Below are 16,126 nucleotides of genomic sequence, written 5' to 3'. Positions count from 1 at the left end.
TAGAAATTACAGCTATATAGTCAGCGTTAATCGCTTAATTAACTCTTGATGTTGTGGATAAATTTCCATCAATTTTTCCAACTGATTAGGAGTAGGTTTTGTGGAATCGGTTGGATGCCAACCGGGCGCTAGAGTAGTACCAACTAGCGCAAAAGAATTGGCTTCAAGCATTGTCGCCCCAAACCAAGTATCATGTGGGGCAACTGCCTGAAAAACTTCACCCGCGTCCAAGTTACTACCCAGCTTAATTTTCCGGTAATTTCCATCATTGGGGAATATATGAAGAGCCAATGGGTTACCTGCGTAAAAATGCCATATTTCATCTTGCTTGAGTTGATGAAGTGCTGTAACATCATTATTCTGCAGGAGGTAATAATTGACTTCCCACAATCTACGCTCATTGCCACCTTCAGAACCAGCTATCTGAGAGACTGTTTTTTCTGATTTAAGATGTGAGCGAAAGTAGCCGCCAATCTCTTCTAATTTATCGAGTTTGAGTTTCTCGATCCAATACTGTGCATCTGGCATTTTAACGGTTCTTCATTATTTATTAAATATCTGGTTCAATGCGTTGAAACCTGTCTGAAAAACACCATCACCTATCAACTTAATCAGATGCTTTTCGTCTTGGGGGTCACAGTCGAATATTGCTGTCCATTCAGCATAAGTTAGATCTCCATCTGTGATTGGCTTAAGCTGAAATGTTGCCACATAGTTCGTTAATGGCATGGGGGATTCGAGAATTGAGTAGGAAAATAAATAATCTAAGTCGCTTAGAACCAATAGCTTCTCTCGAATATTCCCCCCTTCTTTGAGATTAAAATTACGAATACAGCCAACTTTATCGCTGGGTTCACCATTTTCTATGTAACTGTTAGCAATAGCTGGATGCCAGTTAGGCATAGCATTAAAATCTCTGATCTTCATCCAGACTTTATCAATATTAGTATTGATAACAGCACTTGTAAAAACTATAGTCATTCTGTCGATATTCTCTATACTAATCTACTCGATTATTCAACAATTAGGACAAAATTAACAACATTAAATGATACAGTCATCAACTTTTGTCAGGTTTCCATGTCTTTTTTCTTCCTGACCTAGACAGGTCCCACAAGGGCGCAAGTGAGTAAATAACCATCAGACAAGACAAAAGACCCGACCTCTGAGATAATACCATACTCAGTCGCCGCGATGGCTCGAAGAGCCCGCCAAAGGCGATCGCAGATTGCCAATGAAACAGCCCTGCCAACAGGCAGGGCAAACGCATCTAAATTCTATAAGCCTTACTCAGAAGCGATGCAGTGCGGTCTTGGGGGGAAACCCCAAGACCGCACTGCATCAAGAGGTGCGCTTTCCGTTGGCGAATTTAATTCGCCAACGGAAAGCGCACCTAACAAAGAGTTCAAAATTAATAAGCAAAAATACTGATCGTATTATTCTCATATCCAGTAAGGATTTCAAAATAAGATGCGAATACCGCTGCTACTATGATTCTAGCTACTATGGTCACCCCGCCAGAATTCTGATAAATAGGCACTGGTAAAGTGTTGAAAGTTTCTCAACTCCTACCTTGGCGATCAAATAGTACTCGCGGTTTCAACAAAATCTTAAACAACAGTAAAAGCGATCGCATTTCTGATGGACTTTCCCGTCGCTGCCATCGACCCGGACGGCAAAAGAGCATCTCTACCAAAGTGCGATGCTCTTGGAGAGTTAATGGGTCAAACATAATCCGTAGAGTAGCTTCCTCACCACTGTTGTCAATTTCAGTAACTACTCCTGACAACTTTAGCTTTTCCTCGATCATCTCTAGTGTCACTGGCAACGGTTCAGTGGCAGTGTTTCCGGTATCGAATCGTAAATCAGCCACCTCGGTCAAAGCCACTTGAGCACCAACTTCTGAAATCTTGGTGGTCATACCCCAGACAGTGCGATTTCCGATCTCAAGCCGCACCACTCGGCGCAACTTGAACCACTGGTAAAGGTCCCGATTAGGGACATCCACTACAATCAATAAAGCAATACCCAACATGATCAGGTTATAGATACTCCAAATCCAACCTAGACTCAGACCTTGAATCATCTGAGCGTCAGTAGCTGATATCCCACTCCCCCAATACATCATAGAAGTACTCAAATTCTGCCATAGGCTAACTGCTGTAGCGATAAATAGGATAATCAAAGGTAATCCCAACTTGGAGTTAAACACAAAGCGATCGCGTTTTACGCCTTTGGGTGTTACCTTAAATCCTTTGCCAAAGGGATTGAGCATGACTTGTATGACTGTCATGCTCAAAGGAATACACCAAGGCAATGAGTAAATATCCGAGAACAACCCTGACCGGGAACGGAGGTTTAACCAGGAAAAAACCGTGAGCTGTATCAGATAATAAGGTAGCAAGAAATACAACAATTCAGCAGCGGTTGCTTGTAAGGGAATCACCCCTAGAAAGGAATAAGCTAGAGGCATTAACAGGAATCCGAAGCGAGATAAACCGGTAAACCAATGTAGTAATCCGTCTAAATGCGCCAGTCTTTGGATCGGTTTTAACCCCGGAATAGTTAGAGGGTTGGCATCAATAAAAAATGCCTGTAATGTTCCTTGAGCCCACCGCAATCGTTGAGCTACATGGGCAGCAATATTTTCTGCGGCTAAACCAGCACTAAGTTTTTCATCTAAATAAATAACCTGGTAACCCATTGCTGCTATCCGAATACCAGTAAAGTAATCTTCAGTCAAAGAATCGGTTACAAAACCACCAGCCGCTTCTATAATATCACGTTTCACAACAAAGGACGTTCCGGCACAAACGACACCGCCAGCACCATCTCTTATGGGCTGAAGTTGCCGATAAAATACCTCTTCTTCTGGCAGTAGCACATCTTCTAAACCTAAATTGTAGGCAATCGGATCAGGGTTATAAAAGCTTTGAGGAGTTTGGACTAATCCCACATTACTTTTTTTAAAAAAGCCTACGGTGCGAGTCATAAAATTTTTATTCGGAACAAAATCCGCATCGAAGAATACAATTAAATCCCCTGAGGTTTTTGAAATAGCATGGTTTAAGTTTCCGGCTTTGGCATAGGAATTATCTGGACGAGTGATATAGTGACACCCCAATTCAGCAGCTAGCTCTTTGACATTTTGACGTTTGGTATCATCTAGTAAATAAACCTTTTTGTTGTCATAATCTATCCCTTGACAACCCATAATTGTTCGCTTTAGGATAAAACAGGGTTCATTATAGGTTGGGATTAAGATATCCACAGAAGGATTAAACCTTCCTGAAATAACATCTAATGATAACTGGGAAGCCTGAGCGCTACGGTTTTTGACCCTTAACATTAAAAATAGCTGGATAATACTGCTGGTTAGCAACAACATTTCCAGGAAAAATAATCCTAGGCTAAAGAAACCATTAAGGGGATCCACTAAATTCAGGGTAGAGAAGATTCGCCAGAGCAGATATCGTGCCAATAGTGCTAGCAAAATCCCCACCACTAGATTTCTAGACCAAGTGCGAGGACGGGGAGAGATTTTCGTGACCCCCAGGACAACAACCATTAAAATAATCGTTGGTAGCAATAAGTAGTGCTGCTGAGTCACCATTGGTGCTTCCAGCCACATCGGTGGGTTTCTTTGCCAGACATGCAGCTGAGCAAATAGCTGGGTAATCTGCCCCTGACCAGTCAACCAAGCTAAAGCGATCGCACTAAAACTAGTAACTAGAATCAGCATCACGACCGTTGCGGCTCGTAACCTAAAAACTTGTTTGTTAGAAGAACACCTAGAGTTTGGGTAGCTCACTTTGGGAACTGTCATGTCTAAAAACAGGTATAGCGCTGTGGGCAGGGAATAGGGAATAGGACATTAAAAAGTGTGGTATTATAAAGGTTATAGCAATTATTTGCCCCTTGAATTTTACAACACTATTACAGCCATTACTGTCTCATAACTTGTTATTTTAAACTCAACCAAACTAATAAAATAGTATGTGACTAATCTAGATGATATTGATAATAGATTAATAGAACCTGAGCCAAATATTAAAATTTACTTAACTTACCAATTTTGGGATATATTAATGGATAAAATTTTTAATGAGCTAGAGTTTAGAATTACTCAGTAAATTTCTTAACCAAAACTCAGACTACTGCCACCGAAGACTAGACATAATAGCAAATAGAGTAATGTTTCCACGAGATAGATAATCTGATGAAACTTCACTATTTAGCGATCTTTGGTGCCTAAGCATTCAGCCGTCAGCCGTCAGCCGTCAGCTAAAGGCTCACGCTACTTGAGGTGCTTTTTGGCAAAGGCTTTGGCCTTGGCCTTTCGGCCACGCGTGCGCGTTTGGCCACGCTGTGCGAACGACCCTGGGACTTCACTCAGCATTATTCCAATGCTTACTTGTTGTCTTGATCCCAAGCGCGAGTGGGGGAAACCATGGCAGACCGCGAGTGGGGGGAACCCCCTTTGGCGGCACTGCCTCCCCAAGACCGTAATGGTGCGCTTACAGTCGTCGAATTAAATTCGCCACGGGTCGCACCTCTGCATCGCTTATTCAAAAGCTGAGAGCTGATAGCTGATAGCTGATAGCTGAATACTTACTTTGGTGCTACTGCCTTTTTAAGCGTAGGTTGTGTAGCAGGAGTACCTGGGAATCAGAGTACTGTTCAGGAAAAACCATCCACCTCTACATCTACGACAACCAAGATTGATGTGTCCAGTGCTCCAGCTGCTAAACCAACTGCAACACTGGCACAGGCAACAAGTAGATCAGGAAATTTTGTAACAGCAGCCCATTCTACTCAAGGCATGGTAAGTTTAGTCACAGACAATGGACAACGTTACCTAAAGTTTGACGAAACCTTTAAAACCGATAACGGACCTGATTTAATGGTGCTGTTGCACCGCCAAACTGTCCCCAAATCCTACAGTAAGGAAAATTATCAAAGTCTTGGTCGTCTTCAGCAGGTCAGTGGCACTCAACGGTACCGTATCCCTGCTGATCTTAATCCAGAGGACTTTAGCTCTGTAGTCATATGGTGCCGTAAATTCAACGTCACCTTGGCCTTTCGGCCACGCTACGCGAATGGCTACGCCACCCTTAGTAATTAGTAGCACTAATTAATAATAATTAACCCAAGTTGCTAAGGACTAATGACTAAACAGCCTATAGTATAGGCTGACAAAAAATTCCTTGACTGGAAACGCTAAATAGGTTATAGGATTAATCGTCACAATGATGTTACGGACATCACGAGTGGCTAGATTAAGGATTTGCTTGGCTACCCAATCCGCTGACATGACCCCAACTGGATTGAGATTACTTTTAAATGGTCCGAGGATTACTTTACGTACTACACAAGGAGCATCTAGACGACGCAGGGTAACTAGGTCTCCTAGGGTACGTTTGCTCAGTTCATACAAAGGACTAAAAGCTGGATTAACTTCCGCTTCCGAAGTATTAACCCAAACTTCCTTGCGAGCAATATCTTGGTTCGTCCGAACCGTGGATAAAAACATCTCTAGCAACCGCCAACTTGATAATGTGTTGACCTCGTAGGATTTTGCGATCGCATCGGCTGTCCGTTCTTGATGAACATTGATGCCGTGATTGAGAATTAGAATATCCACATTTTCCAAATGTGGGGCTAGTTCTGACTCTTTACTCACTTGCCAAGTGAAGGTTTTTACTGGCAAGCTTTCACCATTGACACTTAAAGTAACAGTTTGTTCTTGGGAGGTCAGAGCAATCACTTTTGCTCCCCGTTGCTGGAGATGGTACAATAGTGACTGTCCCAGAGTTCCCGATGCTCCCGTCACTGCAATAGTTTTTCCTTGGAGCGATAGTGCTGTCCCCATCAGTTTGTCTACTAAAGTCAATGTGCCGCCATAGTAAGCCTTTTGGTTATCAAAGTGATGTCGCCAATGGTAGCTGCGATTCACCATCCAAGGGGAAGGAGGACAGAGGAATGGACCCGGAAGGTGGGTTCCATCAGTCAACTTATCGGCTCCCTTGATGCCATAGCCACGAGCGATCGCACCAAATAGAAATACCATAGTGTACACAGAACCAGCCAAAGCTGCCCAATGCAGATTTGGTGTCCAGGTATAAGCCAACCACCATACCACCAAGCCTAACATTAGCATAACCAACGCTTCTGGCACATCATTACGCCAGTGCGCCTGTCGATAAATGGTATCACTGACAGCAGTTAAATCCTGACGGAAGACCCGATGATGCCACACATGCAAGCGATACAGAGGTGTCCAGTGATGGGACAGGAGGTGATAGAAGTCTCGCACCAGTTCTACCCACAGAATAGAACCCAGTCCCAAAACCCCTATAGCTAGCCAGAAATTTACCATAAACATGATTATGATGCCTAGAGTGAACAGTAATTTGTCGTGTTGGCAAATTGCCCATTCACATCATAATTAGGTAGGTACAAATAAAACTAAGATGTTGAGGGTGAATCATTAACACTCACCCCTCACCCCTCAACTTTCACCCCTCAACTTTCAACCTTCAACCTTCAACCTTCAACCTTCAACCCTCAACCTTCAATTCTCAACCCTCAACCTTCAACCTTCAATTCTCAACCCTCAACCTTCAACCTTAAACCTTCAACCTTCAACCTTCAACCTTCAACATACCATCTTCCATATAAGACACTTGGTCAGCTACATCGATAATACGAGGATCGTGGGTTACCATCAGCACTGTGCAGCCTTTATCCTTAGCCAGACGACGCAGCAACTCAATGACTGTATGACCACTGTGAGAGTCCAAGGCTGCCGTTGGCTCATCTGCCATAATTAGCGGTGGCTCTTTAGCTAAAGCCCGCGCGATCGCTACCCGTTGCTTCTGTCCCCCTGACAAGTCACTTGGTCTAAGATGTCCTTTCCCCTCTAAACCAACCTGCTCTAATAACGTTTTTGCCTGCTGTCGAGCATTTACCCCCCGAATTCCCTTAATGTTTAGCACAACTTCCACATTCTCTGCTGCTGTCAGAGCTGGAAATAGGTTGAAGTGTTGGAAAATAAAGCCAATGTGTTCTCGTCGAAACTCTGCCAGCTTAGTTCTAGACATACCGGTAATTTCTTGACCCAGTAAATAGACTTTTCCCAAGGTCGGGGTCAGTAATCCGGCCAAGATTGACAAAAGGGTAGTCTTGCCAGAGCCAGACGGTCCCATTAAAAGTTGGATATCACCACGTTTGACTTCCCAGTCAATTCCTTTGAGGACTTGAACACGGTTTTGTCCTGACTGGAAGTCCATCTGCACCCCTTTAGCAAGAATGGAGCGTATACCATACTTAGGTAAATCTATAACTTTAGATACTTTAGAGCCGCCCTTAATCAGTTTTTTGGGAAACACCATATATTAAACTTTAGCAGCACCAGTTGACTAGACTCTTAGGTCGTACTGCTGGAAATTGACGACTCCCCATCGCTAAAGCTAGGGGATTCTGGCAGGTTGATCTGCGCACCCGCGAGCTACACTGAATAGAAACGTTTTGTTTCACATCAGAGGGACTCGCCATAAGTCCTACTGCTAGAGATAAGACTTACTATGCTACATCTTATCTCTAGATGCGTTTTGTCGGATACTTGTTCCGACTGCTTCTACTTCACCCTTATAGTGCTAAGCAACAGTGCTATGCATCGTAGATAGAAGCGTAGGTGGAAGCTACACCCGTGAACTACCAGACCCTGAGCTTAAGCTAAAGCACTGGATTCCGACTTAACAAGGAATTGCCTAAATTTAGTTGCCCAAACCCAGGTCTGATATTCCTGGCATCAGCAGCAGTCCTAGTTTCTAAGACCGATGATTCTGCTTGGTTGTTTTTTTGGCAACAAGGTTTTTTGACTTGGTTATCGACAAAGCGCGTTTTTGATGCTAGCAACTTCTTGGCACAATTCCCAGAAAAAGGCTCTCCCATAGGAAGCTCATCAAGCACGGATAGAGCGCGGGACTTCCCGCTTAACCTTTAATTCTGGCAGATAGCCATTACATAATTTGAAGTATAACAGAAATCTCATCCACTGGGACTATTCCCATTCCATAAAGCTAGGGGCGAAGATAGCTCATAGCTGATTGCTCAATGCTTCACCCCTTTTCCCTTTCCCTGTTCACCTTTTCCCTATTCAGAAACCCAAGGAAGCAATTGATTAACATCTAGCAAAAAGACTGTCAAAGATGTATTTTCTTGGGGAATCACCGCAACATGACTAGCAATTCCTAGGGTATCAGCTTGACGAAAAGACTCTGGTAGGGTACGAATATCAGTCACGGAAACCTCTATCAAATTCGGTGTTTTGAGTACAGGGATACCAAATCCTTCACCCCTCGTATTTTGAGCAATCAGCAGGAAACGTCCTGGGTTAGAAGTGCTGATTTGGCTAGATTTAAATAACCGGCGATACAAGTCGATAATAGGAATTTCCTGATCATCGATATGGGCAATGCCAATATCATTGAGTCCACTGCTATAAACAGTTGTATAATTAATTACTTTGTTGACACACTCAATCGGAAAGGCGAAATTGATGCTGTCTATTCTAAAGACCACTAATTTCAAGAATGATGTAGCCTTCTGATTTGGCGATCGATGAGTATCATTAGGCTGGGAGTCAATTAAGTTATTTTTCATGATGTCCAATTCATAGTGTTAGAATAAGTATGAAGGATGAAAGATTCCAAGTCTTATGATCAGGATTTGGAAGCAATAGGAATTGAATGGAGTAACTCACCAGACTAAGTTTGTCAACTTAGCATTAAAAGTATAATGATGCCCGATAATTCAAGGATATGGTTGCAAGTAACTGATTAGTCGTGGACACCCCTCAAGAAGCTAATTGCTAATTGCTGGCTGATTAGGAATGGCTGATAGCACATCAAGTAGCTTGCGCGTAGCGCATTAGCTGATATATTAATACTTAAACTTCAGATTTACTTTGTTCAATAATTTTTTTGATTTTTCCAATAAAATATTGTTCAATATAAGGTTTAGTAAAGTAAGCGTTAGCCCCCAAATGCATTGCTAAACGCTGATGTTTTTCACTGCTACGAGAGGTAAGCATTGCTATAGGAATTTTTGATAACTGAGGGTCTTGGCGACGTTGACCAAGAAACTCAAAACCGTTCATATTCGGCATTTCAATATCACAAATTATCATCTGCACTTTGGAACTTTGCCGCAATTGTTCCAAGGCTTCCTGTCCATCCCGAGCCTGTAACACTCGGTAACCTGCTTTTTGCAAGGTCATAGCCAAGGTTCGTCGTAAACCTGTAGAATCATCCACAATTAAAATTGTGGGAATTGGAGCAGTTTTAGCAGGAGTTTGAGTCCGGTTAACCGATGACTTTTTCTTAGTGGTAGCTTCAAGGATATGGGACAAGGTTCTTGGTTGAGTCTCTTCCTGGCTTTGAGCTAAAAATTGCTCTAGCAGGGCGTTACCATCTATCACCGGAATTAAACTACCATCCCCCAAGATGGTACAACCATAGGTATAACTGGGAGCCGCAAGGGCTTTGCCAAAGGGTTTAATCACTAGCTCTTGCTCTGTGATCACGCGATCGATTTCTAACGCAAAAGCCTGCTGCTCTCGACGCATTACTACCAGAGGTAATGCCCAATCTTCAGGAGTGGGGACATAGACTAAAGCTTTGCTAGGAGTGGTTTCCCTGACTGGACAGTTATATTCCAAAAGATCAGACATGGTATAAGTGGGAAGCATTTGTCCGCGCCAGAGCAAAAACCGTTTTGTCCCAGATTTTTGCATCTGATCCCCCTTGGGAACCACAATTTCTTCAATACTGTCTGACGGTAAAGCGATAACAATTGGGCCGACTGTAGCAATTAGTAATTTAGCAATGGTTAGAGTTAACGGCAGGCGTAGGGTAAAGGTTGTACCCTTACCTGGGGATGAGGTAACAGAGATTTTACCTTTGAGAGCTCGAATTTGAGAGCGTACTACATCTAAACCTACTCCCCTACCAGACAGTTCACTGACTTTAGCTGCGGTAGAAAATCCTGGCTCAAAAATCATCTTTAACAGGCGGGATGGGGGAGCTTTAGCAATTTGTTTGGCTGACAACAATCCCTTGACCAATACTTGGTTACGAATGCGTTCAATATTGAGACCTTCACCGTCATCCTTGACTTGAATGATGGTTTGATTGCCTTTATGGTAAGCCCGAATTTCAATTTGTCCTTGCTCTGATTTACCTCGTTTCCGCCGAATTTGAGGGGATTCAATGCCATGATCAAAAGCATTCCGGAGTAAATGTAGTAAGGGGTCATAAAGTTTTTCCAGGACTGCTCTATCCACCAAAACTCCTGTACCACTAAGCTTGAGTTTGGCTGGCTTGTGGTGTTGGGTAGAAAGATCCCGTAAAGCCCGGGGAAAGCGGTTGAGTACTTGACCCAGAGGCAACATCCGCGCCCACATCAGCTCGTCTCGTAGCTGAGAAAGCATTTGCCGCTGTTGTTCCAAGGTCTGATCAGACTGCTGGGCAAATAGGGTTATATCCCCCACGGCTTCTTTAAGCAGCATCATTTCTTCTTGTAGTCCTTGGATCAAAGCATGGACGTTGCTATAGCTATCCATTTCCAAGGAATCAAATAGGGGTTTGTTCAATGGGTCTGACTCACTCTCTAGACTCTTTTGGCCTGACCACGTTACCGATTGCTGGGATAAGTTTCGCTCACCAACAGAATTCGTCCCTTGCTGATTCCACTCATTCTTACTAAGGGAGGCAAAGCTAGGATTTGAGACCATTGATCCAGCACTTGAGGCACTCGCTAGACTCTGATCAGATAAGTCTTGTAATTGACTAACAATGGTTTGACAAAGGTCAAATCTTTGGGTAAGTTCCCGCACTGCTCCTTGTAATTGTTCATTTTGCAGCCCAATACTATTGCGGTTGATCACCAGTTCCCCTACCTGATTGTTCATCCGTTCTAGTCGCTTTAAGTTAACCCGGACTGAACTCTCAGGGGAAATAGAGGTTGGACTTTGGCTGGGATGCTCTGACGGCTTAGAAGTAGCTCGATTAGGTTGAATAGGTTGATGCTGCTGGGATTTACCCGATTGAGTGGATGGGTTAATAGCTAATTCATTGGCTAGGAATGCCGCTGCTGGTAGCGTTGGTGGTGATGGAACATCTGAAGCAGGCATATCCTGGAGCGGTGGCAGGCTTTCAAAGATTTGTTCAATCTTTTCCACTGCGGCTTCCAGGGTTTTTGGGACCTCTAGGGATGAGTTCTTCCGGGGAGCAGAAGCAGTGCTTGATGGATTGGGCGAGTTCGCTACTGGTTTAGATCCTGGGGTAGGGTCAGCCTTAGAGTTACTCAGGTCTTGCTCCGAGCGTTGAACAGTTTCTGCGGTCGGGGAAATGGTTTCCTCTGGGAAAGATGCTTCTTCCTCTTGGACTGGGTTAACTTGATCCTCTGAAGGTGTAGATTGATCAGATGGTAGGTCAAGACTTGCTTGCCCCAAGTCACTAGTTCTGAGATCAGCAACAATCGGTGCGCTCAGAGGAACTTCCTGAGCTGGCAGGTTCACTTGGGGCTGCTGGCCAGTGGTTTCCTGGCCTAGAGCAACGTCTTCAAAGAGTAAGGTCTGTTGATCTTGGTTAAAGTTACTAAAAATATCAGTAACATCAGCTGAGTCGGTAACCTTCCAAGATGGTGGGTCAACAGTTGCTTGATCTAGGTCAGTTTCCTGATCGGCAAGGGTGGGTGAGGTCTCGAAAGTCTCTTCACCTAGTGGATTGAGTTGGGATGGTTCGGTAGCGGTTTGCTCGGATAAGGTAAAGTCATCAAAGGCATTGGTTGCTTCGCCTAGGTTAAAGTCACTAAAGATATCTTCAAATTCAGAGGTGGTATTTAGACTATTTGTGATGTCATTAGTCGGAGCGGCAGGGGCTTCTGTTAAAGCCACTAGAGCAGTCGAGGGATTTCCCCCTTGAGTGCGATCGCCTGCTAGTACAGCAGCTCGTCCTGTTGTAAAATCAGCTAGGGCCAGTTCAATAATTTTCAGGACTTGGTGGGGATTTTGCTCTACTGCCGCTATAGCCGTTTGGGCAATCGCGCCAAATCCGGACAAGTTCAGTAACTCGGCAAAGCCAGCAAATACCTCTGCTTGTGCCTTTAATTCCCCCACGACCTCATAATTTTGGGGATTGGCTAAAACCGCAGCAAGACGTTCTAGTCCCTGAGCCACATCAACCTCAAAAATAGAAGATACAATATCAATACCTAAGTCACCGGAACTAGGAATGTAGTTATCAACCTGTGTAAGGGCATCACCGAGTCGTTCTTCAATCTGGGCATAAGTGGATTGAGCACTGGCTAGCGCTTGCTCTGGGTCAAAATAGCCTTCCTGAATTTGCTGGATGAGGGGGTTCCGGAGGCAGTCATAAGCTTTGAGCAGCAAGCTTTCTAGCTCAGTATCAAGTTGTACCTCGTCGCTGTAGAAAGCCTTGAAGATATCTTCGAGACGATGAGCCAAGGTTTTAATTGCCTCTAGCCCAACACTGGCAGCACCTCCCTTAATGGAGTGAGCGGCTCGCATTAAATCGTGGATTTTAGCCGTGCTTCGTTCTTGCTGGAGATTCAGTAAACCTGTCTCGATCAGTTGCAACAGCTCTGGTGCCTCTTCGATAAAAAACTGATAGGCTTGGTCTTGGATCTCAGAGTGAGTTGCCATGGTTCTTCATTGGTCATTGGTCAAGAGAAAATTGCAAATTGGTCATTGGTCATTGGTCATTGGTCATTAACAACATAACTAATAACTACAATGACACTAACTCACCTTGAACTTGCCTACACTATCTTGCAGTTCCTCAGCCACTGTTAGCAGTTCTTTGAACGAGTTAGATACTTGGCTGACTTCTGTGGATGTTCTATTCGCGATCGCTGCTACGTCAGTCATAGTTTCAGTAACTGAAACGCTTGCTTGGGTTTGATCAACAGCTGTGATGGCAATTGCTTTGACCAATTCATTGATCTTGACCGTTACGGCAGTAATTTGATTCAAACTCTGCCTGGTGTCATCCACCAGTTGAGTCCCAACTACCACTTGCTCAGTTCCCTCTTCCATAGCGGCTGCCACCTCATTGGTTTCCGCCTGAATGTCTGCTACCAGCTTTTCAATTTCCGCCGTTGCCTCCGCCGATTGATGAGCCAACGCTCGTACTTCATCAGCAACTACTGCAAAGCCTCGACCAGCTTCCCCAGCACGAGCCGCCTCAATAGCGGCATTGAGGGCTAACATATTGGTTTGCTCAGCAAAGCCACTAATCAGGTTGACTACCTTAGAAATCTTTTGGGACGATTCCCCAAGACGTTTGACCTTCTTAGCCGTGCTGCCTACAGTTTCCCGAATCGCCATAAAACCTTCCACAGTGAGGTTCATAGCAGCATCCCCAGCTTCCACCGTCTGAGCTGCTTGTTTGACTGCGGCTTCGGCTTCAGAGGCACTGGCAGCCACAGAGCGAGTTGAGACTGTCATGTCATGAATTTTTTGTAAAGCATTAGCAATTTCCTCCGCCTGTCGTAAAGCTTCTGTGGATAGCTCTCGGATGGCTGCTTCATCTTGAGTAGTGGTGCTAGTGACTTGCTTGGTTGCCTGTTGGACTTGCAGTACAAGTTTCCGCAAGCTTTCGATGGTAGCATTGTAGGAATCGGCAATAGTTCCCAATTCATCGGCAGTGACCTGGGCTCGAATGGTGAGGTCTCCTTTACTTACTGGCTCTACTTCCATCAACAGTTCTAGAGCACGCTTTTGCAGCTCCTCTTTGAGCTGGCGCTGTTCCTGAGCAAGGTTTTCGGCTTCTTGGCGGGCTGCCTCCATTTTTTCTAAGGACATGGCTCGCTCCATAACATTGCCCAGCTGAAGAGATAACTGCGTCAGGAAACTGATTTCAGACTCTTGCCACTGGTGTGGGGCGGTACAATGATGAGCAATAAGTAAACCGTAAAGTGTTTCTCCGTGGACAATTGGTGTCACTAAATTTGCTTTGATTTGCAATCGTTCCATCAACTTCTCGTGGTCAGGATGGAAACCTGCTTCAAAGACATTGTTGGTGGCAATGATACGCCCATGTTTGTAGCCATCAAGCAACTGCTGTGGAATACAAGCATCTTCAATTTTCTTCTCAATCCTATCCTCAACCATATTTTCAATTGCTTTGGGCCAACCGGGTTGAACTGTCTCGAATCCAATGTAGCCACTACCATCAGGATTCAGGCGGTAGATAACTACCCGGTCCGCATTTAACTGATTGAGGGCTGTTTCCACCGCTTCTTGGAAAAGAGCTTTGAGGTCGAGAGATTTGTCCATGGGGGTAGCAGCAAGGTTAATAATGACCTGTGTCCGATTTGCCTCTCGATGTACCAGGTTTTCCTGACTGGTAACACTCTCAGCCATTTTATTAAAGGTCCTAGCTAGCTTACCGATCTCATCGTTAGTGATCAGATTGCTTCGGACTTGGCGTGACCCTTGAGCAAATTGCTCGGCTAAGTTTTGTAGCTGCTGGATAGGTTTAGTAATGGCTCGTCCTAGAAGAATAGCTAGTAATAGATTAGCGGTTAAAGCTAAGATGACTACTACCAACTGTAGGAGTAGCTTGTTGCTGAGCAGGAAGTTGAGTTGAGCTTCTGAGGTTCCCCTTACCAAAAGGGCAACTGGCTTACCACTAAAATTATTTAGCGTCTTGGCAGCGACTGTATAGGTTTGTCTCCCTATATTGATGCGTTTGGTAATCGGATTACCCTGAGCTGTTACCGCTTGATTCAGGAAAGGGGTATCGGGCAAGAAGACGTTCGGTTGAGCTTCTGCTAAATTGGTACTTTCACCCTGATCTAAGGCAGTTACCAAGACGAATTGACCATCGGCTTGACGTAGATATACCGCACTATAACCTCCCCCAAAAGACTTTAGGGTATCCTCGACGATAGGCAGCTTGCCATTGACAATATCCCCAGAAACCAATACTCCCAAAACTGCTCCTGTGTCGGTGGCTCTAATCGGTGTCACGGTGTAGCGAATCAAGAGATTGTTTTGCTGGACAATCCCAGCAGGTAGAAAGGGAGACTCTTTAGCAAGCTCAGACCAGCTGACTAGTTCACTGGTTTTAATTTGCTGAGGATTTTCCAGAACCTGACTGACTAAGTCGTTGGGATCGAAAAACTCCCCAGTTCGATCAGCATTAGCATTGACAATAATTCGCCGATCCTTTCCAACCAACGTGGCATATTCAATCCTACGAGTCTGGATTTCTTGCTGGAGAATATCTTTCACTTGTTTGAACAACCCGGGGGTTAAGGGTTTGCCTTGAGCATGGGTTTGAACCGCTTGAATAATTGCGCTATTGTGAGTTTGTCCCCGAAAGCCAAACCCCATCTGATTAATTTTGATATTATAGATAATATCCATAACCGCCAATTCTGATGTGGCTTGGTTGATTAACTGAGCACGACCTCCTGTAACAATCAAAAAAGCCCCCACACCTGCTAAGCCAACTACGGAGATCACTTCTGACGTCAACAGGGCGAAAAGCTGCTTCCTTTGTATAGGAAGGTTATAAAACCATTGAAAAAATAAAGATGGAAGTTTGTGGGCTGGTGCAACCTTTGACTGGATTAATTGGGGTAGTAGCAGTGATTTACCCAGTTTAGTTTTCCGAGTAAATGTTGACAGAAGCAAAGCTTGGTAGCTGCCATTATCACCATTTTCTGAAAAATTATCAGATAATTTATCTGATAACTTAATATAATTAGTATCAATCTGGTGACCATTGTTATCCTTAAGGGAGTTATTATGAGGAGGGATTTTAGTCATGGAATACGCCCAATTAATTAATTAAAAATAGGTAGTTTATCCTTGTCAAGACGTCCAGGATTTGGACATCGCTGCCACCATTGCCTAACTCGGGGTGACTGAAAAATTTCAGGAGTTACAGCCATATAATTTCCAGTCAATATTGTTGAGATCACAGTTGCTTTGAAAATGGCAATTAAGAATTAAAAATTAAAAATTAAAAATTAAAAATTAAAAATTAAAAATTAAAAATTAAAAATTAAAAATTAAAAATTGACTAAG

12 protein-coding genes are annotated in these 16,126 nt (G+C 44.0%); 3 read left to right on the top strand and 9 right to left on the bottom strand.

The window, feature by feature from the left end; genetic code table 11:
• Positions 1-12: 12 nt before the first annotated feature.
• Complete coding sequence (locus F6K63_RS01200) at positions 13-528, bottom strand: cupin domain-containing protein (protein ID WP_071106500.1); 516 nt, start codon at positions 526-528, stop codon at positions 13-15.
• A 15-nt stretch (positions 529-543) separates the two neighbouring features.
• Positions 544-981 carry an SRPBCC family protein gene (locus F6K63_RS01195; RefSeq protein WP_287310436.1) on the bottom strand — a complete coding sequence of 146 codons (438 nt, stop codon included), beginning with the start codon at positions 979-981 and terminating at the stop codon, positions 544-546.
• A 213-nt stretch (positions 982-1,194) separates the two neighbouring features.
• On the opposite strand from F6K63_RS01195, the gene F6K63_RS01190 reads away from it, so the two are divergent.
• Complete coding sequence (locus F6K63_RS01190) at positions 1,195-1,431, top strand: hypothetical protein (RefSeq protein ID WP_071106502.1); 237 nt, start codon at positions 1,195-1,197, stop codon at positions 1,429-1,431.
• Positions 1,432-1,561: 130 nt separating this feature from the next.
• Here F6K63_RS01190 and F6K63_RS01185 read toward each other — a convergent pair whose 3' ends face one another.
• Entirely contained in the window at positions 1,562-3,742 is a 2,181-nt protein-coding gene (locus F6K63_RS01185) for a glycosyltransferase (RefSeq protein WP_502708029.1), read from the bottom strand.
• Between the two features lie 708 nt (positions 3,743-4,450).
• On the opposite strand from F6K63_RS01185, the gene F6K63_RS01180 reads away from it, so the two are divergent.
• A complete protein-coding gene (locus F6K63_RS01180; protein ID WP_267875718.1) occupies positions 4,451-4,579 on the top strand; it encodes a hypothetical protein in 129 nt (42 codons plus the stop codon).
• A gap of 147 nt (positions 4,580-4,726) precedes the next feature.
• Positions 4,727-5,125, top strand: a complete 399-nt coding sequence (locus F6K63_RS01175) for a DM13 domain-containing protein (RefSeq protein ID WP_008186477.1) — start codon at positions 4,727-4,729, stop codon at positions 5,123-5,125.
• A 39-nt stretch (positions 5,126-5,164) separates the two neighbouring features.
• Here F6K63_RS01175 and F6K63_RS01170 read toward each other — a convergent pair whose 3' ends face one another.
• From F6K63_RS01170 to F6K63_RS01145, 6 genes are all read right to left on the bottom strand, one after another.
• Positions 5,165-6,379 carry a bifunctional sterol desaturase/short chain dehydrogenase gene (locus tag F6K63_RS01170; protein ID WP_044493842.1) on the bottom strand — a complete coding sequence of 405 codons (1,215 nt, stop codon included), beginning with the start codon at positions 6,377-6,379 and terminating at the stop codon, positions 5,165-5,167.
• A gap of 265 nt (positions 6,380-6,644) precedes the next feature.
• Positions 6,645-7,394, bottom strand: coding sequence for an ABC transporter ATP-binding protein (locus F6K63_RS01165; RefSeq protein WP_008186482.1), 750 nt, complete (start codon positions 7,392-7,394; stop codon positions 6,645-6,647).
• Between the two features lie 343 nt (positions 7,395-7,737).
• Entirely contained in the window at positions 7,738-7,956 is a 219-nt protein-coding gene (locus F6K63_RS01160; RefSeq protein WP_008186483.1) for a hypothetical protein, read from the bottom strand.
• A gap of 201 nt (positions 7,957-8,157) precedes the next feature.
• Positions 8,158-8,667: a chemotaxis protein CheW gene (locus tag F6K63_RS01155; RefSeq protein WP_008186485.1), complete on the bottom strand. Its 510-nt coding sequence runs from the start codon at positions 8,665-8,667 to the stop codon at positions 8,158-8,160.
• Positions 8,668-8,953: 286 nt separating this feature from the next.
• Complete coding sequence (locus F6K63_RS01150; protein WP_287310433.1) at positions 8,954-12,730, bottom strand: hybrid sensor histidine kinase/response regulator; 3,777 nt, start codon at positions 12,728-12,730, stop codon at positions 8,954-8,956.
• Between the two features lie 96 nt (positions 12,731-12,826).
• Complete coding sequence (locus F6K63_RS01145; RefSeq protein WP_287310432.1) at positions 12,827-15,865, bottom strand: methyl-accepting chemotaxis protein; 3,039 nt, start codon at positions 15,863-15,865, stop codon at positions 12,827-12,829.
• Positions 15,866-16,126: the final 261 nt, after the last annotated feature.

It is taken from the genome of Moorena sp. SIO1G6 (assembly GCF_010672795.1).
GTDB lineage: Bacteria > Cyanobacteriota > Cyanobacteriia > Cyanobacteriales > Coleofasciculaceae > Moorena > Moorena producens.
The sequence above is the reverse complement of the archived record's forward strand: the minus strand, read 5'-3'. Positions and strand labels throughout refer to the sequence as shown.